The sequence below is a fragment of the Escherichia sp. XD33 genome (assembly GCF_019375075.1).
Taxonomy (GTDB): Bacteria; Pseudomonadota; Gammaproteobacteria; order Enterobacterales; family Enterobacteriaceae; genus Enterobacter; species Enterobacter flexneri_A.
In genome coordinates, this window is record NZ_JAENDM010000032.1 from 1 (window position 1) to 20,231 (window position 20,231).

Genomic DNA, 20,231 nt, shown 5'->3' on the forward strand with positions numbered 1-20,231 from the left:
TGCCGTTACGCACCACCCCGTCAGTAGCTGAACAGGAGGGACAGCTGATAGAAACAGAAGCCACTGGAGCACCTCAAAAACACCATCATACACTAAATCAGTAAGTTGGCAGCATCACCTTCAATATCTACAGAATATAAAGCACCTGCATTTTCAGCATCTTCGATGTTTTTATACTGGGCACTAAATATAGCAATGGTCTGAATTTCGTGGTTATGCATGAACCGGTCCTTATTAAATTATAAAAGCCACCCGAGAGTGGCCTGAGTTGAAACTTAAATCTGTGAAGTATTTTTGAGAGATTTTTTGCGATCCAGATGCCGGGCAACAATGGTTCCGATAACAAGTAGCATGATGACCGCACTGAAGAAGGTGCTGTCAGGGACGCCCTGGAAAAAATCACTGAAACTGTAAACAATAAAAATCAATGCGCAAAAATAGAAAACGATACGAACATAAGGGGTAAAAAACATTTTCATCGGTTGCCTTCCATTCAGGGAGAATTCTCAGTAATTACATCACACCTGAAGAGAAACTATTTTCGTATAAATGAGCATTTTCGACATATCAGAGGGGGGGTTTACTCATAAATGAGGTAGTAAGGGTCACACTTGAGGTGAAAGTTACTTTCCTGGCTGCGAACGAACTATCTCAAATGTTAGAGGTGTGCGTTCGCCTTGAGAGCCTCATGCCCTGAGGAGCTCAACTTGAGCCGATAGTATAAACCTGGCTCCAGATGGCTTGCTGGCTGGCATAACTCCACGAGGCCGAGCCGGAACAGGACCGGAGAGCTCCTGCACGTCACATCATCAGGATTCCCCATAAACGTACGCCGTTCTCTGGCCCGTCTGAAATTGCCAGAGATATCATAGACCGTGCCGGATGCCATCCGTCGTAACACGTAAATCTGTGCCATTGTAAGCTTCTGGGCGGAACTGCTTAAACCTGACATACCTTCCCCTCCTTATATAAAACAATCCGCCAGCAGCTCGACTGGCGGACAATGTTTGACTGGCAACAGCAAGGACATACTATTTAGTGACAAGTTTGATCTTGGTTTCACTCATTCGAAGTCGAAACTCCTGAAAACCCTGCTCTACCGCTAACTCCAGCCACTCAACGGGAATGGTATAGCTACAATCAGACCCACCCAAAGCGGCATCACAAGCGTAATCCCAGTCCTCATCCAGTTTTGGATTCATCCCCTGGGCGTAAGCCACAGTATCGCGGGATGCGGGAGAGCCCTCAAGCTCAGCATTAGTGATCAGGTATACACCATGACTGTGCGCGAGAAGCACTTTTGGCACCAGATGTGTGCTGGCAATTTTTGAGGATGAGGGAAAGAAAACCCTACCAGCTTTACGCGCCTCTTCTTCAGTCTGTCCCTCAGCGTTAAGGAGGGCTCCCCCCGGATAGCATGCCGGGTCATAGATCTGATCTGCGGTGACCGAAAACGTTTTTGCGGTGCGAATTTCTTCGATCAGTTTATTAATATCCGCCATTTCAAATACGAGAGTGGTCACAGGCTTACTCTCCCTCTTCAGTGGACAACATCAGATACTTTGTTGCCAGCAGAAGCTCTCCCACATCCTTGAGGGACAATTCAGCTTTGCCTTCTACGGCAAGCTGCAAGCGCTGTCGAATTGCATGAACAGAATCTGAAGATAAAGATGCCATTTTGCGCAAAACGGCATTAGCCTTTTCTACAGCAGGATACAGAATTTCTGAGTTGGTATTATCTTCGTCATTATCAAAGATAATTTCAGAATCCATATTGATGTTATCTTCAAGCCAGCTTGAAAGCACTTCAAGTAATGACATCACCTTTTCAATTTGCATATCGCCTCCTCTGTTAATGTGAAACAAATATAACAAAGTGGCTTACCCGGCTAATAACCTGAGCAGAAAGTTTTCGCACTTTGTTTGAAAACAACTTTTCTGCTCAGGTTAATGTTAAAGTCGCTGTGTAAAAGATAAAGGGCACTAAAGATGATTTAAGCATCAAACAGACTAAATCGGATTCCGTCTTTTATATCGCTTTTAAAATAGAATGAATGAAATATAAATTTAGCGTTTATGATTGAACGCTGTAGAGGTTGATTTATCCAGTGATATTCAGTTTGGGGCCTTAAAAAGGTTTTATTTTGGATTCGAATTACAAAGGGAGCACCGACATTTTTCTGGGGGCTCCCGCAGAGAAAAAGCGGTGAGGCTATGAAGACGAAGAGGAGGTATTCGACGAAATACTGTATGGCCACAGGAGAGCTTCAGCACCCATATCCTGCCGTCTCGCTCGCCTGTAATGATTTCAACATGTACAACGTCATACCACGTAGTTGTATTTCTCACTTTGTTTATGCTTCCTGACACCGTGTGAACGCAATCTTCGTCTGGATGCGTTCATAGATGGAAAACTGCCTTTCAATGGAACCGGCATTAGACAGTAATTCATGAAGCTCAGCAGAGTCTGTATCGGGAACGATAGCTACAGAAACTCCATATCTCCGTCCAATTTTGATTAGGTGCGCAAGCTGTTCTTTTTCGGATTCTGTGAGCATTGCCAGATCTCTTCCGGACACCTGCTCTATAAACGAACCAAGGTTTTTGGGAAAAAAGGGTTCGGCATCAGAGTTATGTGCTGGGCGCGTCTGCGGCTTATCGAAGCTATTGGGCATGAATAGAACCTATACAGTTAGAGAACTGGAGAATGGATAAAGACTCTATGAAAATCAGTTGTGCTACACTCGAATGCTAATCAAGCTTTATGATGGCTTTAGTAGGGATGGCCGTCAACTTAAACCGATAAGAAGGGAGCCATTTATCGTTAAAGTAACTTTCCCGGATGATGCTCTTTTTACGAAATAAGTTTCTCACACTCCTGTATAAGAGTCGCCCTGGAACGAGATCGACTGGCTTTGCTTAATGAAGAGCGTAGTTGATGTTCATCAACCCCATCAGCGATAAACTGACCGATTTTTGTTTCAAGCCGCTGCATTGCCTCGTAAAGCTTGGCATCCGCATTATTTTTAAGAAACCTCAGTATATAATCAGCAATAATTTGGACGGGAGTGAACTTATACATTATGTATCCTTAAGACGTTGTGTTAAATGATTCAAAAAAATTTATAACCAGACGTAAATTATTATACATAAGTAAGCACTTTAGCTAACAAGCTGGAGGAGTGAATTTCGGTTAGCAACTATATTTTAGAAGCTGATTGCTGAATAGACAAAGCCCGGCTTACCGGGCATTCATTTAATTAGATGCTAGAAATCTGACCCGTCGTCTGACTTTTATTCCAGGCAGAGTTAGGAACTAATAATGATGGCCTGGTCAGTTTGAGGAAGCCGGTTTCCTCTGATAAATGCAGGGTGGTTTAAACGAGAAGAAGAAATGGTCATCGCCAGAAATGTCTCTTCACGCGAACGCAGAAATTCCCCCCATGAATAGGTTTCCCATACGTCGTGAGAAAGGTCGGATTCCTTTATGTACCGGGATTGCATTGTTGGCTCAAAATCGACAGGGGCTAAACTGTCATAGGATGGATGAACACGGTACCCCAATCCCTCCTCCGTCTGATGGTATGCATGTGCCAAAAGGACATCGTGGGAGACCAGGTCATAGTCGTTGTCCTGAACGAGCGTTTTTACGGTATGACTAATTTCCCCAAAGCCGTCTATTTCCCAGAGCGTTATCATTGTGAACTCAGCTAAAGTTCGTGGGCTCTTTACCAGAAAGCCATTTAATGCTCGTCGCCCCTTCAGCATGCCAACGTGGTAGGTCTTGTTGGGATAGGGTTTCATTGCCACCAGCGAATCAGCTTTAAGCTCAAGTGACAATTCAGGGACAGACACGGACATGAGAGTACACTTGTTTTTCATATGGTGAAGAATACGTGGCACAAGATGCAGATACATCATTTTCTCCTTTTATGGATATAACTGGCAGATCCTCAGCAGCATCAAAATAGTTAATAGACTTTTTTAATTGGTTAACCACTGTTGATTGACTTGTTTTATGTCTCTGAGAAATTATTCGTTTTGTTTCTGTTCGTTATACTGCTCAAACCAGAAGACGACCGGTTTTACTACAATATGAAGCAAACCAAAACGTTCTGCGGTACGGAAATTCACGCTATATGCGCGAGCCCGTTCAACCTGTTTGGTAATTTCATTTCTCATTCCTTCAACACTAAAAGCTCCTTTAAAAAGGTTGCAGGGAGCGCATGATGGAAATAAGTTTTCTATTGCATGCAGTTCAGGGTGCATAACCTTACCCGTACTTCGGGCAACATGAGTTACGCCGCTGCCGACCGGGGCTCTCACCAGTTCAAAGTCGCGTCGAACAGGCTCAACATGATCGGCATGCCACCCTTTTTCAGGAAGCTTGCAACCACAATAGGCACAACGCCCCCCAAATTTCATTCGCAGCTCAGCTCGCTGTATTTTAGAGATCTTATTTTTAGGTTTTGAGAACCTACCATCAGGTGATTCCGCTTTGGATAACTTTGCTGAGGGCTCAGGTAACTCAACTAAATTCCCGTTGATATTTATCACCTTGACCATATCATTTTCCGCCTTTACTAATCTCACGGGCACAGGAGCTGGCTTAAGTAACCGCTGAAGTTAACAGCCACTGACTGCCTCTACCCAGACCTTCTGTTTATACTCAATAGGCCACCCCTCTTTATCTGCCCGGATGACGCAATCATTTACCGTGGTGCGTGACCGGATACGAACATCAAGCGGAAGCGAATCGTTATCCACACGAGCCTGTGCCTCATTTAAAATGCGTAAAAACATCTCTTTGGTCATTCAGATACCCCCTCAACTTTGCGAATTTTGATCAGATGAGGGCGATTCAGTTTACAAAGTTGTTCTGTCGCTTCATCAATCGAATTGAACCGATGAGCCTCTTCGATATTTAAAGTCCAGTATTTCGCTTTCCCTTCTCCCAGATCGGACTCAAAATAATTTCGCTTTACATCCATTTTTTTAGGCCTGCCATTTATCTTGACGACATTATGTCTGTCATCAAAAAGAAATTCGTCCCCCTCAAAAGTGATTAATACAAATGGCCCCTCAGGCTTGGAAGTCCGGGGACTTCCCATTTTCAAAGTCATACTTCAGCCTCTCGATAGAACTCATGAAACCTCAAATTAAAATGGACTCACACCACACTGATTCAGTATTCCTCCTGAACCCCATTAGGCTCTGTTGTGATTTCATATTTAATACCGCCAGGTGCTCCCACAGCGTCCGCGACCGACTCACACAGCAGCGAGAGATCGTTGAGGGTCATTGGGTGTTCAATGTCCAGCGTGAAGAGTTTCCCGGCTTGCTTGGCGGCTGTCTTGTCAGCATGTTCAGCATTAAAAAGGTATACGGTGTGTTTTTCCTGAGCGGGGGTATTTTGATTTTGCATTGATGATCCTTTTGTTTAGTTCCCCGATTCCGGGGGTGAGTGAATTAATTTAAATTTATATTTGTCTGGTTTAATTAGAACGTTTCCAGGCTATGCGTAAACAGGTAATGCAAAGGCTGTATCAACAGGATTAAAGTTACTTTTCTGGATGCAGCAACGCTTGGACATGATGTCCACATTACATCACGATCAAAGCTAAGTTTTTTTTGTATAACCCCTTCATTTTCGTGTGTTTCGCGTTTCAGACGCTTATACGACCTGCCTGACCATCCTCATCAGAAGGCGGTTTAACAGTCCTTTCGCTGTCGGGCGATTGCTATCGACATAGTAAAAACCTGTTTTGGTCGTACCGTGAGCACTGCTCAGCACCCTCAGTTCCCAGATAACGTCACGGATAACGCCGCCATTTTCTGGCTTAAGGCATTCAGATAAATGGCGCATGAAACGAGCTCTTACGGCACGGTAATAGCGGAACTCCTCTGGCTGGTTAGTATTTTCTTTCACCCGGAGTCGCTGGTTACACAGAGTTAGAACTGCATCCATCATTCCCGCCTTCAGCTTCGCCTGGATCGCACCTTGTTGCTGTTCCCTCTCACCTTCGAGTAACGTTAAGATTCTTTCTCCGAGTGCCGTCTTGTTGTGTACGTGCAACTGTACACAGGCAGCTACGCATGCCCAGAATCTGAACTTTTTTATCTGTCCACGCAATTTCCGGGCTACAACCTGACGGTATGCAGTATCGCTGAGTATTTTAAAACGCCGACTGGCAACCAGCTCTGGAAGCGACACTCTTTCGCCTATCCCCAGGCGGGAAAAGGTTTGTCCCCGTTGTGCGAGACGATGATAGACAGCGCCCTTCCCTTTTGAAATTCGGACCGCGCCATAACGAAGAAGATACTGAGCAGCAGTCGTTGGAGTAAACTCACCGTCAGCGATGCTCTGGCGTAACCCGTCGTATTCATGCCAGATAATCCAGGACGCCGTATCTTCTTCAACAGTCAGCTCATCCTCTTCCTCGAATGCCACGACGACAGAACTGCTCTCTCCGGTCTTTAGGCTACGTGAAGCCCTGGGGTCAGCCTGCCCGTCAAAATAGGTCATCAGCGGCAACGTATCAGTCAGTCCATCATAAGCTGTACCGAACCGGCCTCCGGGCAGTTTCATCCAGAGTGGAGCTGGCATTGGTGTACGGGCCACAGGCAGCATGTCAGGCTCATCCTCAAGAAGGTCCAGATCGGCCTCTTCCCAGACTCTGCGATAGATCTCAATTGCCCGAAACGGGCGAGGGTTGAAACAGTGCAACGACCAGAGGAAATCAACGTGGATCACGTTTGCTTCATGTACAAGCCGAAATTGTGGCTCAGCCATACGACGGTTATAAGCCGTATCGTCCACCTCGCCGGAAAGTAGCTTTCTGCGATGCTTTGCCGCACGTCTGGCTTCAACATAATCAAGGCTGCAACAGACATGAAAAAGACGTTCAGTCAGGGACGAAGAAAAGATATTGGGTTGAAGACGCACATACCCGCCTTCGAACACTTTACGACCGATATAATCCCGCAGGCTCCAGTCGTACTGGATCTTAGAAAGAAATCGCTGAAGACGACTTAGGCCTGCCTGATAACCATATTTCTCAGGGTCAGTGCGAAGGAGCGTTTCCATTGAATGGTCAACCCCTACGGCTGTGCAAAGCGAGCACCCATATCTAGCCCCACAAGCTGAGGTTCGCGTGGGTTTCTCCGGCGACCAGATACACTCTCCGGTGGCGTCTTTATAAAGCGTTGCCAGGCTGAAGTTATCCGGCATAAAGCTTGGTAAAGGGAAGCGGGATTCGGAACCACAGGCCATTAGAAAAGACCAGATGTCCTGAGTGCGCCACTCCTTTACTGGATAGAGTTCACCACCGTGCTCAGTCAGGGTTACTTTCCTCGCCTGCCCTCCCATTTTGAGGATATTTCCGGCCCTTCGGGCACTTTCATCATCCCTGGAGCCCAGCATCAGGCATACCCTGCTTCGTACGGATGCCGGGGCGTTTTTTAGATAACGAGCTTTGGCCTTGCGCAGGGGGGCGATTTTGTAGTCGGTTGAGCACTGACGGGTTGAAGAATTAGTCCAGGTCGGAAGTCCACGTCCAGTCAGAATGCGGCCTACCCAGCTCTGCGTAAGAGACGGTTGGGCGACAAGGACTGTGACCGGTAGCTGGTGTTCAGCAATGAACATTCTAAGCTGGTTGAGAACCTGTGAAGCCTGATAGTGCATCTCAGGGTTTTCGATCAGCGTATCGGACATCTGAATGAAATGATGTTCGCTGATATTTGTGCCGTTACGTACTGCCCTGATCAATGCCATCAGAAATAGGTGAAGAAGAGAATGGGAGTCTTTACCGCCACTGTATCCCACGCACATCGTCCATCCGTCCGTAATAGCCTGATAAATAGCAGATGTGGCTGACGTGACCAGAGAAGAAAGACTCACAGTCTCCTTTTCATCGGTATAGTTCAGATCGGCATCGGTTGTCAGGGTCTCCCAAACATCAGCCCATTTATCATGTTTCAAAATGGCAGCATTAGCCGCCTCAGGAAAAATAACTTCTGAGGGTAATTCAAGGAATGAGTCACTTTTTTCAATAAACATATATTTTCCTGAACCACGGCATATGCTGCATCACTGATATTTTTATTAGAACTTTAAAATAACTACAGCGCAACCATTTAGCGAAATTATATTAAATCAAAATCACGCAAATTTAATTCTTAAATAGATTTAAAATAAAAACCCATTGTAATTTAATCTCCCAGCACAGCTATTAGATATAGGTTGGTGGTGTAATAAAAGCCGTGACATTTGTTTTCAACTCAGACAGCGGAATTGAAGGAGTGTTAAGAGTCATGTCATCACCACAATGGCGTGGTAGAGCAGAAAGCTGAAATGAATCTTTCATCACCCTAATAACCGGGCATTCCGTACGTGCTGATGGCATTACTTCCCGCAGCATCGCTTCCTGCCTTGTGCTATCGCTATGCTTATATTCATCCTGGTCTGTTATTTCTTGAATTTCATCTTCACCACAAAATGACCAGTTAGCGTCATAGAAGTAAAACTCAGTTAACTGAAGATCGTTTTTTTTCACGTATGTCGCCAATTTGCGGATACGCTGTTCAAGCATTGTATCTATCCGTAAGGAAACACTTTGCGGAACATCACTTGCAAAGTCATTGATGCAAACAACGGTAGATACTATGAATTTATTGGTCATGGCAGGCTCCAGGCCACCGGGGGAACCGGTGGCTACGGTTATCAGGCAGGCTTATGCGCCGCAAAGGGTGTCAAGGGAAGGAAGAAGCTTGCTCAGCTTGTCGTAATCGAGCGGAGACAGTTCTGTAACGAGTTCGACCGAAAGACTGGTGTTGTCTTCTTCACTCAGAATATAGATTCCGTCTTCTGGCTCTTTTCCGGCACATGCCTTCAGTCGTCTGTTAACGACCTCCTGGGCTGAATCCGCTACGTCGCAGCTCAGGACATAGCTTGCCACATAGCTGCTCTCACCGTGGTAATGCGTCACTTTACACAGAGCATACTGGATACCGGCTTTGTGAGCCTCATTCATGAGACGAGAAAACTGACAGCCATCCTGGTAATAGTGGGTATCCTTTGTGACCAGAATAGTCATACCCCCAAATTCATCTGTCCGGCTTTTACTGCATGTAAATGCAGCAGTAATTGTTACCATTTCCGGGAGGTCGAATACCGACAGCACGGCAGTTGTGAGGCAAATTGCATGGTCAAGATCAATAGTCTCTCCATGAAAAACTGACAGCCCACTGCTGTTAACTTCTGTTGCGAACGACAGTTCATAATTACAGTCTGGGCAGGATGGTTGCCCAAAGCTCGGCTCTGAAGGGTCATACTCAGGGTGGTTCTCAATAATACTGAGAATCAGCTTCTCAGTCAGAGAACAATCTGCCAGTGGCTTATCAATCAAACGCTCACCTTCTGCAATTTCTGCTTCGGTAACGAATGTGATTGCTTCTTGTGCCATTTTAGCCTGCTCCTGAGTGCAGGGAATAATAAACGACGCCAGAGTATAATTATCTGCCACAGTTGACTCCTTGATTATTTAATTAATGTATTTGATGAGAAGATCATAACAAACACACTACTACCAACTAATAACCTGAAGTCGTTTTTTTAGAAAAAATATTAAGAAGAATATGAACACCACCTCATCTTAAATTAATATTGTTCAGGATTAATATTCATTTTTGCAAATAAAAACCGCCAGACGGCGGCTTTTATAAAGAGGGAAATATCATTGGAAGCTGAAATTACTTCACGGCAGGCCGACAAATTACGCGACTGCTGTGAGCTGAAGCGAAACTTGTAGAGGAAACTATAATCACCTTTTCTAAGTCGTCGGCACTGTCGGCAATATGATGCCGAAAAGCCTCCTCTGCATCACCAGGGGAATCGGCTTCGACCGGGTAGGCCTGATCATCATCATCAAACATAATGCGCCCGGAAATGAGATAAAGTCGGCTCAAATCTGGCGTCGCTGCGCTCGTGCTTCGTTCGTTCAGATTCATTTTTTCTCCGTCTGTTGCTCGTAAAAAGAATGACGCCGGTTTAAAAGGCGTCGCCAGGGTTCAGGCTAAAACGCAGGGTTGCCATCGAGGAAGCTCATTGGCTGGCCAATAGCGGATGCCACCCTGAGAATTTCACCTGGTGTGGCATAGCGCAGCATTTCTGAGCGTCCAAATTTCTGATACTCATCTACTGACATCTTTCTCCACTCGGGGTGAGGATCTTTTCCGCACAGTGACCAGTTGCTTTCAGAGGAATCACGACGGAGAACGTACACATCAAGCGAGGCTGTAAGCCCGCTTCCATATCCCCGCTGCGCTACAATACGAACCTGAGAACCATCGTCGCGTTGCAACGTCTGGGTTAATTTCGTGATAGGATCCTGAGAATGCATGCCATTTACCTCGTTTTTAAAAGAATTACCGTAAGTAAATGATACCGAATCGAGAATTCTGGCTAATAGGTCAGAAGAAAAAATATTGCATATTTTTGAAGTGTAGGATAATGATTAGAATAAAATGGCCTGAATAAATCGTTAGCTTTAACTCTGCTTATTTCAGAAAAACTCTGAATTAGTAGTGATGGAAAACGACGCGGTGAAAAGTAACTTTTACACCGCAATTCAGAAAAAAGTTTCAGTTAGTCACATTACGAATAACCCGGCTTACTTTCGCATGTGCGTTCCCCTGCATGTTAAAGTAAAGCCCTCCGGGCAGACTCGTCGCCCACTTAACGCCTCGCTCAGCCATACGCTTCGGTGTTTCCAGCCAACCACGAGGAATATTGCCCGGAACGTTACCGATAACCCGTCAAATGCATGCTGCTACCCGGATGCCGCCGGGAATATCGCATTTGGATTCAACAATATGCATGACCTCAGATAAAGCACCATGCCGCTGGACATGATCGCCAATGTGCAACTCGATAGGAGAAGCCATTTCTGAATCTGACTTCATATCTGTCCACCTTTAATTTAGAAACCGTCTAAATTACCAAATTAGTTAATCCAACAACATCTGTATCACAACCATCAATTTGTTTTTGTTGGGTCTATATCGTAGAAACAAGTGAATAATGAATACACTCGTTAATACAGACAACCGGAAATGAATGACTACCTGATTATCTCAGCGGTATATGCTAAGCCGTTAATATTGCCATTCTCTGGTGGAACCACTGCTAAATGAATAAACCGTTTGTCGCTTCAAACCACTTTATCAAAACCGTTAACTTGCATTAAGTCCGATACAGTTCGGCGAGCTCATCCAGCATGGGGTTACTCTTATATCCCGGTGCGGCCGTAAAAAGGTTTCGGGAAATCGCCAGCCACTCCATGATTTTGTCCGTCGCCAGCCAACGTCTGCCAAGTCGCTCGGCTGCGATGGGGACTTTATGCAAGCCAGCGAAGGGATCTACAACAAGATCTCCCGGCTCTGTCAAAAACTCAATCAGAAACGCTGCAAGCCTGGTAGGAGACGTTGCACCGTGCAGCGGAAAACCGAGCTCGCGGGCAATGGAATGGCAAAATCTCGTATCAGCGCAGCTATTGCCGTAAAACAAAGTATTCTTGGGGATCGTTCCTTCTGTTTTATTTCCAAAGGAACCGCTTTTAAGCTGGTACGCCCCATCACCATAAAAGGTCGTGCGATTTTCACCGCCTGCTGCCTGCAATTTTAGATGCTGGTCTGAATGCGGTTGTAGTACACGTAAGTTGTTTGAACGAACCTTACTCGCATCATTGGTAAACCACAGCACAGGCTCATACGATGAGCAGAGCTGCACCCGTTGCTTACATGCCCAGTGCGTTGGCGATGGGGGCTTACTGCGATTCACCCACTGAAGCCTGTCCATGAGCTCAAGCCCCAGCTTGTCACATAATGCCAGTGTCAGACGCTCCAGATACAGAGAACGTGAAGGCCTACCCCTATTAAAGCTATCTTGAGTGATATTCAATGCCACACTTGCGCCCGGTACAAGCTGTTTCACGATCGGTTCGAGGATACGCAGAAGCCAGTCAATATAAGCCTGCTCGCCACGCCCCCCTCCGTGCCCGTAGTCTCTTGAATTTCGAAGGAGGTAAGGTGGCGAGGTCAGGCAAAGATGAATTTGCTCGGTGATATTGCTGAAGAAGGCATAGGCGTTTCCAAAAACCGATGCCCCAAGAGAAGTTGAGAAACCGACAACACAGAGCTTTTCCCATGACTCATGCAGGTTTGTTTTCGTCTTAGAGGCGTATCTCCAGACGCCCCGTTTTTCTGGAACGCGTTCGATGACCCCGGCCTGACGGAGAGTCTGCTGAAACCAGCGAACCTTATGTTTGACGCCGCTGGTTCTGGTTTTATCTGACCCAAATTCTTTCAGTTCGTGCAATTCGGCATCCGACATGCCAGTTTTACGCTGCACTTCGCGATAAAGCTCGTCGTTGGTCAACGGCGATTCGGAGGCAGCGTAGATATGCGCAATTAAGTCCGTATTAATCGTACTCATCAGCCATCCTAATGGGGATACAGTTATTATATCGGCCTGATGGTTGGAAGTGAGATTACTAAATCAGACCGATCTGGTTTGTTGAAGACTTTGCCAAATCATGCAGCACAGCTGGGCTTGCACAGAGCGAGCCGGGCTCCTTTAGCGGAGACACCTTCGCAAGTTGGATTAATCAGCCTCAAGATTCTGGAACTCAATGAGCTTTTGCTCACACTCCTCCCTGCCCCACGATCCCTGCCAGTCACAGATGTCCCGGTACTTACTTTCCAGCTTATCCATCTGTGCGAGATTAGCTGTTGCGAAGTCTGTCCATATGTCATGCCAGCAAGCGTTGTACGTAACGCCAGCTGGTGGACAATACTCCATTGCATCAGCATTAATAATTTCAACGCGAAGATCGGTTGCAAACGAGGCTGCAACGAGGTTAATAACATCCTGTTCTTTTTCGATTACCGTGACATGGGTTACATCGTCTTTCTGAAGAATGGCGTGGAGCACCATACCAAGACCAAGACCATTAATGAGCACCCGCCCGGTGGCTCGCTCTATAAAATCCTGGCAGGTTCGGATCTCCATCGGGGTATTGGACATCACCACATCCCAGCCGTTGGACAAGCGGCGATATCTACCGGGCGGGATAAACTCATCTGTATTACCAGTACACTCGGCACGAAGGGCGAGGGTCAGCGCCTTATCTGTGGTAATTTCGAAAGTGTCCAGTTTCCAAGTTCCGGACTTGCCGTCTTTAACGGGTAAATCAGAAAAGCAGCTCTTCATCGAGGCAACCAAAATTCCAGTAGTTTTGTTACGCTGAACCTACCACAAACCCGCTCTTAATGAAGGCATCAGGAGCGATAGCGATCTTTGAGGCATCGTTTAAAACAGCGGCATCCTGTAACAGACACCCGATATTTTTTTTAATGCCGCAGGTGTTAAAGGTAGCGTTGCAAAGTTGCAACATCTTCAGGGGCAACCTCCACGCAGCTCCTGACACTGTAGTGATTTTCGCCGTTGTAGTCATAAACCCCACCGTCTTCAAAACTCAGCTGTTCAACCTCGCCAGCACACTCGGAAATCAGTGCCGTCTGGCAAGCATTTTTCTCACAATCGCTGACGAGTATACGAACATAGCTTTTCTCATGGTCGCCGTTACGGTTCTGGATCTTTACGATAAAGTGTTTTTCAGACATTTGTGCCTCCAGCTCAGGTTGAGGTTAATTTAGCGTTGCCCCGGTTCACCGGGGCAAGAATAAATCAACCCTTAATGAAATTGTGCCCCCAGGTGTTAGGCTTAAATGCCTGCTCTTTGATATATGTTTTCATTACCTTGCAGGTTTTTTTCAGGGCTTTGGTATTGGCATCGGTTACTGGGATAAAATGGCGAGAATGACGGTTTTCCCGGTACTGCTTATCAGCGTTTGGGTCAATTGCTTCGCTTTGCAGGAGCCCTTCGTGCCTGCCAATTACTATTACGTAGTTCATTTCACCTGAAACACGATCCGTGAGTAATTGAAGGGAAATATCAGCTGCTCGCGTGGCCTGGCTTGCAGATATTTTTGCATGCAAGAAAGCCCCCTTTCTGAATTTGGCCGGAGTTAGCCCTGTAATATCCTCAACACTAAAATTAAGTGAGGAAAGAATTGAAAATAAGTCGCAGCTAATGACTTCAGTATTATTAGGCATTTTACCCGTCCCCGTCCATATTCATGATACGGTAATGATACCAGGTCGATATCATTACCTAATAACTTGGTGAAAGAAAATCTGTAATTTTTAGTTAACTAAAATTAATAGTCTCAATACTGCTCAAGAATTCTTTTTTTACGTCCGGTGTAAAAGGTATACGTTCAATGTATTTATAAAGTGTCGCAAATGTTTTGGGTTCAATGTTTCGGGAGATAATGTCATCAATCGGATCTTCGAACATATTGATAAAGATATCGACATGCTGCTCTCCGCTTTCTGATGCCTTTGAAAGAAGACTGACCACTTCAATGTAGCGATTATCCTGCTCTGCAATGAACAACCAGTGCCCTTCGTTAAAGGCGGGTGCAGCGCTGTAGCGTTTAACAACAATTTCTGAAAGATTATATCCTGCCTGATTCAGCAGATTATTAAAGTTGAGTTGAGTTGAAATCACGTCTAACGTTTTCATAAAACCTCCTTTTCATCTGTACTTATTATACTGTTACCCAACCCCCAGCTAATAACCTCCCAGCAAATTTTCAGAAAAAAAACACCGCCTTTTATTTAAGATTGAACACATCCTTTTTAAATACCAACAATGATTATGAAACCACAATGTAAGTGAAGCGCCATTATGGAAAAGTAACTTTTGTGCAGCTCATAAATTTTATTTATTAGTTACGTTCCTTTGTCTTGTGGTCGAAGTTCATCAGGCGAGGCCTAAGAAGAATATGTGTGGTTTCAGCCAATGCGGTGATCGGGCATTATAATTTGGTCGGGCTATTATACGTGGGTAAAGGTAGTGGTAGGGAGAGGATCAGGTTAAATTGCATTTTCCCGGTTGCCTTCCCTGGCCTACCGGTTTCAGGTCAGACGCTAAGACCAGCGGTAATACTTAAAGTAGTCCTCATTTACAGCCAAAAACTCCCTTAAACCGTTCATTAATCCCTTTTCAAACGCTGTAACGATAAACCGGTATCCGTCCAGTGTTTCAATGTAGTAGATCCCGCCCGGTGTTATTCCAACATGCAACACCTCGGCTGTCATCATAAACTGGCCTTCCGGAAAATCATGCGACAGGTATATAAAACCCGTCGTGGCCGGTGCGGGTGTGGCATTCACTAAGACACCGTTAAACTGCTGCCCGTGCCTCGCCGGTACAAGCTCACTTCCCCTGGTTGACTTATCGAGCAGCCCCTTAACATCTTTTTGCTCTTTAGATGAGGTATAGCCCCGCACATCACTCCCATCACCTGGGCGAGAGCCGGTGCCGACATGTGCAAGACGACGGTAAGCGCTGCGCATATTGATGTGGCAGGATGCCCCGGCTCTACCCTGAAGCCTTACGCCAAAATCTTCGCAAAGTAATAAAATCTGACGTAGCTGGTGTTCATACACGGACGCAGAAAGTGAAAGGTTGAAACTGGAAAAGGTCAGTTCTAAAACCTTTTCCCGTTTGTCATTGAAATGTGCTTCCAGCCTGATGATTGGCTTTTCCGACATTGCAAAAGCTTTGTCCGTTGCTCTGTACCGGCATTCATCTCCGAAACATTCTTCAACAACGCTGGCTATAACCGTGTCGTGATCGCCATCTTCCGGAGCTGGCACAAAGATTTCAAATTGTGCCGGTGTCTCCGGCTCCAGCAGAACGGGATATAAACGCGGAGAATTAAGCAATGCGCATTCAGAATTAATGAGCTTAACCCAGGCGCTTTTGTCGTCCGGATCCTTAAGCTGCTGTCCAAGGTTATCGCAAAAGTCTACTATCTGACGGGTATGCTCATCCGTGACTGCACAGATCAGGTTAAGACCATGCGTGGCCATACTCAATTCCCGGGTTCGGGACTGGGAATTGATCGACCAGGGGTTAAGTGAAAGCGAAATAGGGCTTATGGAAGGGACGACCGTCTCATTCTGCAAATCTGTAAGCTGGCAGTTCGCAGTAGGCTTCGGGGAAAGGGTACTAAATATGTAACTTGCCTATTGTTTAGTACTGGCCTGGATATAAAACATCGCGTCCATGCTTGTATCCCGGGATGAAATTGAAAATAGCTTCATTTTTAACCTTAATGGATGAGCGATTTATAGTCATGTGCTGACAAATGGACATTATGTGCGCCATCATTCCATTCAAAGAATAATCGATACTTAGAGTTTACTCGAATGGAGGAATAACGGTTTGACGTCATTCTTAAGCGTTCATAACGCAAGCTGTTGGATAATAACTCCCGCTCACTCTGGACATTATCCAGCGTTTCGAGTCGACACAGAATCGCGTTAATAATTTCAGAAGGAATACCTGCCGTTGTTTTTCCATTACGGAAGAACTTTTCAAGCCGTCTGTCTTTAAATGAATGGATCATAGTTCCTCCGTAATAATTGACCTTAAAATTAAATTAAAAGGGCTTTGAATTAATGAATCCCTAAAATGCGGGCGGCGACTGCCAGCTGCTTATCACTTAACTGACGCTGGTGGGTTAAAGAAGACTTAAGGCTTTCCAGATAATTATTACTGCTGGATTGCTGGGTGATTGCATCAACCATTTTTTGATGAGATCTGCACCATGCATTGAACGCAGAGTTGTGGGCGTTTTCAGTCCTCAAACGCTCGTTTTGCAAGGATGCTGACACTTTGCGGGCAGCTTGAGCATTAATGCGGTACAGCGCATTCAGCGTGTAAGCAGTGCGGGTCGTTTCGAGGCTGTAACCCGTGGCTTTACAAGCCATACAGCGACTTCTATAAAAATGCTTACGCTCTCCCCGACCATTGCATTTATCGCAAAGAATACGAAAAGTATATTCCGCAGTACCTTTTACAGAATCAACACAGCGGATTTTTGCGCTGGAGATTTCAATTCCACTGCGATCATAATATTTGGTCATAATGTGATTCCTCCGGTTAGTTCTGGAGTAATCATGACAGAATGAATCTACTGGCTAATAACCTGAGAGTAAATATTTTAAAAAAACATTGAGAGAGGGTCTGCAAATTTATACACGAAGGATTCAAATATAATTTTGTTTAAAAAATTAAGAGCATTCTGAAGTAAAAGTGCATCAAAAAGCATTCATGGATAAATCATGTACTGGTGCCAGCCATTTAAACGCGGGCATTGTTCCGGAGTGATTAAACGGTTTAGCATCATAGATTAAAACCAAAAGGAAGGCGTCCTTCCCGTCTCGGGAATATTACTTTCCCGTTTGCAATTTAAGAGCCACTTAATGAGAAAGTAATAATTAAGTCATGCTCAACTCTACATATTACATTGAGGATGGCGTAACAGGGTACGGCATACTACCGCACCCTTCTGAAGAGCTTATGTTTGAGGGAATTCTATAGCAAATGTGGCCGTGCCAGATTGACCACTTACAGCGGGAGTAACGGGATACGTGCGCTCTTCACCATTACCAAGATCCAGTGACAGCGATTTAGTTTCACCAGGCTGGACCGTAACTCCGGCAACCGTAACGCCGAACTGGGCATTTTTCTGAACAGTCAGGGTTCCGTTTAACTGTCCGGTAATGATAGAACCGTCCTGACGCCGCAACACACTGGTTCGGATGATGGCCAGCGGCGTGTTGTCCGTTGCTTTCAGTGCTACGGCTGTGGCCAGCGTCTTGAGATTATCCAGCATAATCAGATTCGCAGGCTGGTAGGTAAAATTAAGCGTTTTAGTGGTCCGGTTACCTGATTCGTCAATAGCCAGTGCCTCCAGATGATACATCTGTCCCGATTCGTCAGTGTTGGGGAAGATTCTGGGGTATTCCGGAATAAAGACATCCTTGGATAACGGCGTGAATGCCAGGGTGACCTTTTCAGAGTTAGGTCCACCAGCGAGCTGAAGCGATGTCAGGGAAGCATCCCCAGAGGCATCAGTAACGCTTATGCGAAGGTTCTCAAGCCCTTTAACCAGTTTTCCTTCTGCGTCTGCGCCATTAAAACTGAACGCGATAACCGGAAGCGTTGAGTCAATTTTCAGCGGTGCATTAAGCGTTTTGGTTCCGGTGTTTCCAACAAGATCCGTGGCAGAGACGCTAACCACCGTATAATCCCCGTCCGGTAGACCAGCGTATGAGAAGGTGGCGTTTTTGGTTTTATAATCGCTTTCACTGACGGTCACAGGCTTCAGCGTGAAAGGTTCCCCCCGGGCATTTTTAAGGGTGGCTTCGAAAACTTTGGTATCCCAGTAGCTGATGTTCCAGGCGTTGACGCGATCATTATCGGTGGCCGTCATAGTGATTGTCTTGGAGGCCTTGTTTACCTGAGCGACATTAACCACCGGTGGGTTGTTATCCCAGATAACCGTAAAATTACCAGCAAGCGCATCGAATATGCTGTCACCATCTTTTCCCGAGTAAAGGTGCAGATACTCAAATCCTTTGTCACTGGTGTAGTTGAAGTTAACCGTCATCTCGCATGAACTTTGTCCGATAGGTATAGTGCAGAACCAGGCTGCATTTTTTACCGTTCTGAACTTTTGCACGTATGGTCGGGGTTCAGCGGTTACCTTTATGCGGCTAATGGTGGCGGTTTTAACGCTGATTGAGGCCTGAGTTAACCACTCACTGGTATCACTCCGGTACATCTCTTTAGCCACTATCTTCGGGGCTATTTCCATCGCCGGGGCTGGAGTGAAGTTGAGGGAGTTATGATGAATTCGTCTTACTCCTCCTGCCAGAGTCTGGAATTCATGATAAGTATCCCCCACATTGGGATATATGTATTTGAAAGTATAAATATTATAAGTGCTATCGGACGTCTGGAAATTCGAGTCCGCCCAGCCATATTTGGAACCGTTAACAGCAGTAAAGTCACTTTTTTTCCTTAATACCCGTACGGAAATAGGGTTCTGGAAGACGGTCATGCCAGACTGATAAGTGACCCATGATCCGGTAGTGGCGTCCTGCACCTGGATGATATCGTCAGGCTTAACCCGATCAATTACGCTTCGGCGGCTTAGTTCGATCCTGTTTCCCGCTTTGTCATAAAGGTAGATCCCCACTTTATATTCAGAGCGGTTTTCCGGTGCCAGGGCATTGCTGCTTGCGTCGGCGACTTGAACGGTTACGCTACCTTCCACTGTATTAATTTCCGCTGGCTTTTTACGCTCCACTCCAGCGGCATCGGTTATGAAATATTCAGCATTAGCAAGCCCGGAACCTTTATCACTCAGTCCATTAAAGACCAGTGCCTGGACGCTGGCGTACTGCATACCGGCTGGTACTGAAGTGAAGATCGCTTCGCTGCCAAAGTTCCACCCGTTTCTCGTATAACTTATGGTACCCGTTGCCGGAGGCGTTCGGTCAATTGCAAGCGGGTAATCCTGCCGGGAGACCTCCTTCCCTTGCAAGTCGGTAATCACCTCTCTGAGGGTGAAGCTATCTTCTCCCATCGCTGGTACGGTCAGAGTCTTGCCGTAATAATCAAAGCCTGTCGAAGATGTGGTACGGTCATCTACGGTAACCAGGCTGCTTTTCGTGCTCCAGATGAGGCTCCCGTCACTTTTCAGCAGACTGAGCGTAATATAACGGTCCAGACCGGAAATAACGGCAACGTCAAAGCTCGTTACCGGATTAATCCATACGGATGCAGGCGATACGGTCTTTTTAACGTTCAGGGTATCTTTAAAGCTGAATTCTGCGATTTCAGCGGAAGCTCCTGCGCTGAAACCTGCAAATGCAATAAGCAGGGCTAGTTTGATTTTCATGGGTTGTCTCCTGATCAGGTTCCCCATGATACTTTTTCAGTGTTCGAGATCTTTTCGGGAAAATAGCTAATTTTAATGTTTTTCTTTTCTGCCCGGCGGGACCTGTTTTGTTCCATTTTTATCAGTGAATGTAATGAGACCGATTCGTCCACTGTTAACAGTGTAAAAGCGAGGTTGAAAGCCAGCTTTGAGAAGGTTTTCAATAGCTGAAAAAAAATCTTTTTTGAGCATTGGTTTCAAGATGGTTTTCCTTTTATGCCCGGTGCCGCCGGGACGGTGGCATTAAATATACGCCATGTAAGTAAATTAATTTTTACCCATTTGATTGTCAATACAAACAAAAA

At 45.7% G+C, this 20,231-nt stretch carries 28 protein-coding genes; all 28 read right to left on the reverse strand.

The window, feature by feature from the left end:
- On the reverse strand, window positions 1–64 hold a 64-nt coding region (locus tag K0778_RS17100), incomplete at its 3' end, for an IS1 family transposase (RefSeq protein ID WP_001676991.1).
- A gap of 28 nt (window positions 65–92) precedes the next feature.
- Complete coding sequence (locus tag K0778_RS27730) at window positions 93–221, reverse strand: hypothetical protein (protein ID WP_255123643.1); 129 nt, start codon at window positions 219–221, stop codon at window positions 93–95.
- A gap of 54 nt (window positions 222–275) precedes the next feature.
- Window positions 276–479 carry a hypothetical protein gene (locus K0778_RS17105; RefSeq protein WP_000781545.1) on the reverse strand — a complete coding sequence of 68 codons (204 nt, stop codon included), beginning with the start codon at window positions 477–479 and terminating at the stop codon, window positions 276–278.
- A 552-nt stretch (window positions 480–1,031) separates the two neighbouring features.
- Window positions 1,032–1,523 (reverse strand): DUF3085 domain-containing protein, encoded by a 492-nt coding sequence (locus K0778_RS17110; RefSeq protein WP_001424592.1) that lies wholly within the window; start codon window positions 1,521–1,523, stop codon window positions 1,032–1,034.
- Window positions 1,524–1,527: 4 nt separating this feature from the next.
- A complete protein-coding gene (locus tag K0778_RS17115; RefSeq protein ID WP_001165367.1) occupies window positions 1,528–1,839 on the reverse strand; it encodes a DUF957 domain-containing protein in 312 nt (103 codons plus the stop codon).
- A gap of 515 nt (window positions 1,840–2,354) precedes the next feature.
- Window positions 2,355–2,675: a hypothetical protein gene (locus tag K0778_RS17120; RefSeq protein ID WP_001133831.1), complete on the reverse strand. Its 321-nt coding sequence runs from the start codon at window positions 2,673–2,675 to the stop codon at window positions 2,355–2,357.
- A gap of 179 nt (window positions 2,676–2,854) precedes the next feature.
- On the reverse strand, window positions 2,855–3,082 hold the full coding sequence (locus K0778_RS17125; protein ID WP_000276410.1) for a hypothetical protein: 228 nt from the start codon (window positions 3,080–3,082) through the stop codon (window positions 2,855–2,857).
- 227 nt (window positions 3,083–3,309) lie between these two features.
- A complete protein-coding gene (locus tag K0778_RS17130; RefSeq protein WP_077248242.1) occupies window positions 3,310–3,921 on the reverse strand; it encodes a DUF6012 family protein in 612 nt (203 codons plus the stop codon).
- Between the two features lie 111 nt (window positions 3,922–4,032).
- Window positions 4,033–4,566 carry an HNH endonuclease gene (locus K0778_RS17135; protein ID WP_000241454.1) on the reverse strand — a complete coding sequence of 178 codons (534 nt, stop codon included), beginning with the start codon at window positions 4,564–4,566 and terminating at the stop codon, window positions 4,033–4,035.
- Window positions 4,567–4,626: 60 nt separating this feature from the next.
- A complete protein-coding gene (locus K0778_RS17140; RefSeq protein ID WP_000159618.1) occupies window positions 4,627–4,815 on the reverse strand; it encodes a hypothetical protein in 189 nt (62 codons plus the stop codon).
- Window positions 4,812–5,123 carry a hypothetical protein gene (locus K0778_RS17145; RefSeq protein WP_000172889.1) on the reverse strand — a complete coding sequence of 104 codons (312 nt, stop codon included), beginning with the start codon at window positions 5,121–5,123 and terminating at the stop codon, window positions 4,812–4,814. Before K0778_RS17145 ends, K0778_RS17140 begins: the two co-directional genes overlap by 4 nt.
- Window positions 5,124–5,185: 62 nt before the next feature.
- Window positions 5,186–5,425, reverse strand: a complete 240-nt coding sequence (locus tag K0778_RS17150) for a hypothetical protein (RefSeq protein WP_001180999.1) — start codon at window positions 5,423–5,425, stop codon at window positions 5,186–5,188.
- Window positions 5,426–5,674: 249 nt separating this feature from the next.
- Complete coding sequence (locus tag K0778_RS17155; protein ID WP_000469466.1) at window positions 5,675–8,059, reverse strand: phosphoadenosine phosphosulfate reductase family protein; 2,385 nt, start codon at window positions 8,057–8,059, stop codon at window positions 5,675–5,677.
- A gap of 172 nt (window positions 8,060–8,231) precedes the next feature.
- Window positions 8,232–8,681: a hypothetical protein gene (locus K0778_RS17160; RefSeq protein WP_000182314.1), complete on the reverse strand. Its 450-nt coding sequence runs from the start codon at window positions 8,679–8,681 to the stop codon at window positions 8,232–8,234.
- 51 nt (window positions 8,682–8,732) lie between these two features.
- Complete coding sequence (locus K0778_RS17165) at window positions 8,733–9,524, reverse strand: hypothetical protein (protein WP_046788417.1); 792 nt, start codon at window positions 9,522–9,524, stop codon at window positions 8,733–8,735.
- 226 nt (window positions 9,525–9,750) lie between these two features.
- Window positions 9,751–10,008 (reverse strand): hypothetical protein, encoded by a 258-nt coding sequence (locus K0778_RS17170; protein WP_042634392.1) that lies wholly within the window; start codon window positions 10,006–10,008, stop codon window positions 9,751–9,753.
- A 65-nt stretch (window positions 10,009–10,073) separates the two neighbouring features.
- Window positions 10,074–10,400, reverse strand: coding sequence for a hypothetical protein (locus tag K0778_RS17175; RefSeq protein ID WP_000556022.1), 327 nt, complete (start codon window positions 10,398–10,400; stop codon window positions 10,074–10,076).
- Between the two features lie 415 nt (window positions 10,401–10,815).
- On the reverse strand, window positions 10,816–10,962 hold the full coding sequence (locus tag K0778_RS17180) for a hypothetical protein (protein WP_001426334.1): 147 nt from the start codon (window positions 10,960–10,962) through the stop codon (window positions 10,816–10,818).
- Window positions 10,963–11,242: 280 nt separating this feature from the next.
- On the reverse strand, window positions 11,243–12,493 hold the full coding sequence (locus tag K0778_RS17185) for a site-specific DNA-methyltransferase (protein WP_000104323.1): 1,251 nt from the start codon (window positions 12,491–12,493) through the stop codon (window positions 11,243–11,245).
- A gap of 168 nt (window positions 12,494–12,661) precedes the next feature.
- A complete protein-coding gene (locus K0778_RS17190; protein WP_000833773.1) occupies window positions 12,662–13,270 on the reverse strand; it encodes a hypothetical protein in 609 nt (202 codons plus the stop codon).
- Between the two features lie 155 nt (window positions 13,271–13,425).
- Window positions 13,426–13,683: a hypothetical protein gene (locus tag K0778_RS17195; protein ID WP_001290637.1), complete on the reverse strand. Its 258-nt coding sequence runs from the start codon at window positions 13,681–13,683 to the stop codon at window positions 13,426–13,428.
- Between the two features lie 64 nt (window positions 13,684–13,747).
- Window positions 13,748–14,176 (reverse strand): hypothetical protein, encoded by a 429-nt coding sequence (locus tag K0778_RS17200; RefSeq protein WP_001133498.1) that lies wholly within the window; start codon window positions 14,174–14,176, stop codon window positions 13,748–13,750.
- 94 nt (window positions 14,177–14,270) lie between these two features.
- Window positions 14,271–14,648: a hypothetical protein gene (locus tag K0778_RS17205; RefSeq protein ID WP_000853477.1), complete on the reverse strand. Its 378-nt coding sequence runs from the start codon at window positions 14,646–14,648 to the stop codon at window positions 14,271–14,273.
- A 407-nt stretch (window positions 14,649–15,055) separates the two neighbouring features.
- Complete coding sequence (locus tag K0778_RS17210) at window positions 15,056–16,003, reverse strand: flavin reductase (protein WP_164846946.1); 948 nt, start codon at window positions 16,001–16,003, stop codon at window positions 15,056–15,058.
- A 242-nt stretch (window positions 16,004–16,245) separates the two neighbouring features.
- Window positions 16,246–16,542: a type II toxin-antitoxin system RelE/ParE family toxin gene (locus tag K0778_RS17215; protein ID WP_000581857.1), complete on the reverse strand. Its 297-nt coding sequence runs from the start codon at window positions 16,540–16,542 to the stop codon at window positions 16,246–16,248.
- Window positions 16,543–16,591: 49 nt separating this feature from the next.
- Window positions 16,592–17,062 (reverse strand): hypothetical protein, encoded by a 471-nt coding sequence (locus K0778_RS17220; protein WP_108679823.1) that lies wholly within the window; start codon window positions 17,060–17,062, stop codon window positions 16,592–16,594.
- Between the two features lie 434 nt (window positions 17,063–17,496).
- Complete coding sequence (locus K0778_RS17225; protein WP_000694550.1) at window positions 17,497–19,887, reverse strand: Ig-like domain-containing protein; 2,391 nt, start codon at window positions 19,885–19,887, stop codon at window positions 17,497–17,499.
- Between the two features lie 72 nt (window positions 19,888–19,959).
- On the reverse strand, window positions 19,960–20,127 hold the full coding sequence (locus tag K0778_RS17230; RefSeq protein WP_000803860.1) for a hypothetical protein: 168 nt from the start codon (window positions 20,125–20,127) through the stop codon (window positions 19,960–19,962).
- Between the last annotated feature and the right edge of the window lie 104 nt (window positions 20,128–20,231).

Coding starts and splice junctions, on each gene's coding strand:
- K0778_RS27730 (WP_255123643.1), bottom strand. CDS start 221: ATGCATAACCACGAAATTCAGACCATTGCTATATTTAGTGCCCAGTAT.
- K0778_RS17105 (WP_000781545.1), bottom strand. CDS start 479: ATGAAAATGTTTTTTACCCCTTATGTTCGTATCGTTTTCTATTTTTGC.
- K0778_RS17115 (WP_001165367.1), bottom strand. CDS start 1,839: ATGCAAATTGAAAAGGTGATGTCATTACTTGAAGTGCTTTCAAGCTGG.
- K0778_RS17120 (WP_001133831.1), bottom strand. CDS start 2,675: ATGCCCAATAGCTTCGATAAGCCGCAGACGCGCCCAGCACATAACTCT.
- K0778_RS17125 (WP_000276410.1), bottom strand. CDS start 3,082: ATGTATAAGTTCACTCCCGTCCAAATTATTGCTGATTATATACTGAGG.
- K0778_RS17130 (WP_077248242.1), bottom strand. CDS start 3,921: ATGATGTATCTGCATCTTGTGCCACGTATTCTTCACCATATGAAAAAC.
- K0778_RS17135 (WP_000241454.1), bottom strand. CDS start 4,566: ATGGTCAAGGTGATAAATATCAACGGGAATTTAGTTGAGTTACCTGAG.
- K0778_RS17140 (WP_000159618.1), bottom strand. CDS start 4,815: ATGACCAAAGAGATGTTTTTACGCATTTTAAATGAGGCACAGGCTCGT.
- K0778_RS17145 (WP_000172889.1), bottom strand. CDS start 5,123: ATGACTTTGAAAATGGGAAGTCCCCGGACTTCCAAGCCTGAGGGGCCA.
- K0778_RS17150 (WP_001180999.1), bottom strand. CDS start 5,425: ATGCAAAATCAAAATACCCCCGCTCAGGAAAAACACACCGTATACCTT.
- K0778_RS17155 (WP_000469466.1), bottom strand. CDS start 8,059: ATGTTTATTGAAAAAAGTGACTCATTCCTTGAATTACCCTCAGAAGTT.
- K0778_RS17160 (WP_000182314.1), bottom strand. CDS start 8,681: ATGACCAATAAATTCATAGTATCTACCGTTGTTTGCATCAATGACTTT.
- K0778_RS17170 (WP_042634392.1), bottom strand. CDS start 10,008: ATGAATCTGAACGAACGAAGCACGAGCGCAGCGACGCCAGATTTGAGC.
- K0778_RS17175 (WP_000556022.1), bottom strand. CDS start 10,400: ATGCATTCTCAGGATCCTATCACGAAATTAACCCAGACGTTGCAACGC.
- K0778_RS17180 (WP_001426334.1), bottom strand. CDS start 10,962: ATGAAGTCAGATTCAGAAATGGCTTCTCCTATCGAGTTGCACATTGGC.
- K0778_RS17185 (WP_000104323.1), bottom strand. CDS start 12,493: ATGAGTACGATTAATACGGACTTAATTGCGCATATCTACGCTGCCTCC.
- K0778_RS17190 (WP_000833773.1), bottom strand. CDS start 13,270: ATGAAGAGCTGCTTTTCTGATTTACCCGTTAAAGACGGCAAGTCCGGA.
- K0778_RS17195 (WP_001290637.1), bottom strand. CDS start 13,683: ATGTCTGAAAAACACTTTATCGTAAAGATCCAGAACCGTAACGGCGAC.
- K0778_RS17200 (WP_001133498.1), bottom strand. CDS start 14,176: ATGCCTAATAATACTGAAGTCATTAGCTGCGACTTATTTTCAATTCTT.
- K0778_RS17205 (WP_000853477.1), bottom strand. CDS start 14,648: ATGAAAACGTTAGACGTGATTTCAACTCAACTCAACTTTAATAATCTG.
- K0778_RS17210 (WP_164846946.1), bottom strand. CDS start 16,003: ATGGCCACGCATGGTCTTAACCTGATCTGTGCAGTCACGGATGAGCAT.
- K0778_RS17215 (WP_000581857.1), bottom strand. CDS start 16,542: ATGATCCATTCATTTAAAGACAGACGGCTTGAAAAGTTCTTCCGTAAT.
- K0778_RS17220 (WP_108679823.1), bottom strand. CDS start 17,062: ATGACCAAATATTATGATCGCAGTGGAATTGAAATCTCCAGCGCAAAA.
- K0778_RS17225 (WP_000694550.1), bottom strand. CDS start 19,887: ATGAAAATCAAACTAGCCCTGCTTATTGCATTTGCAGGTTTCAGCGCA.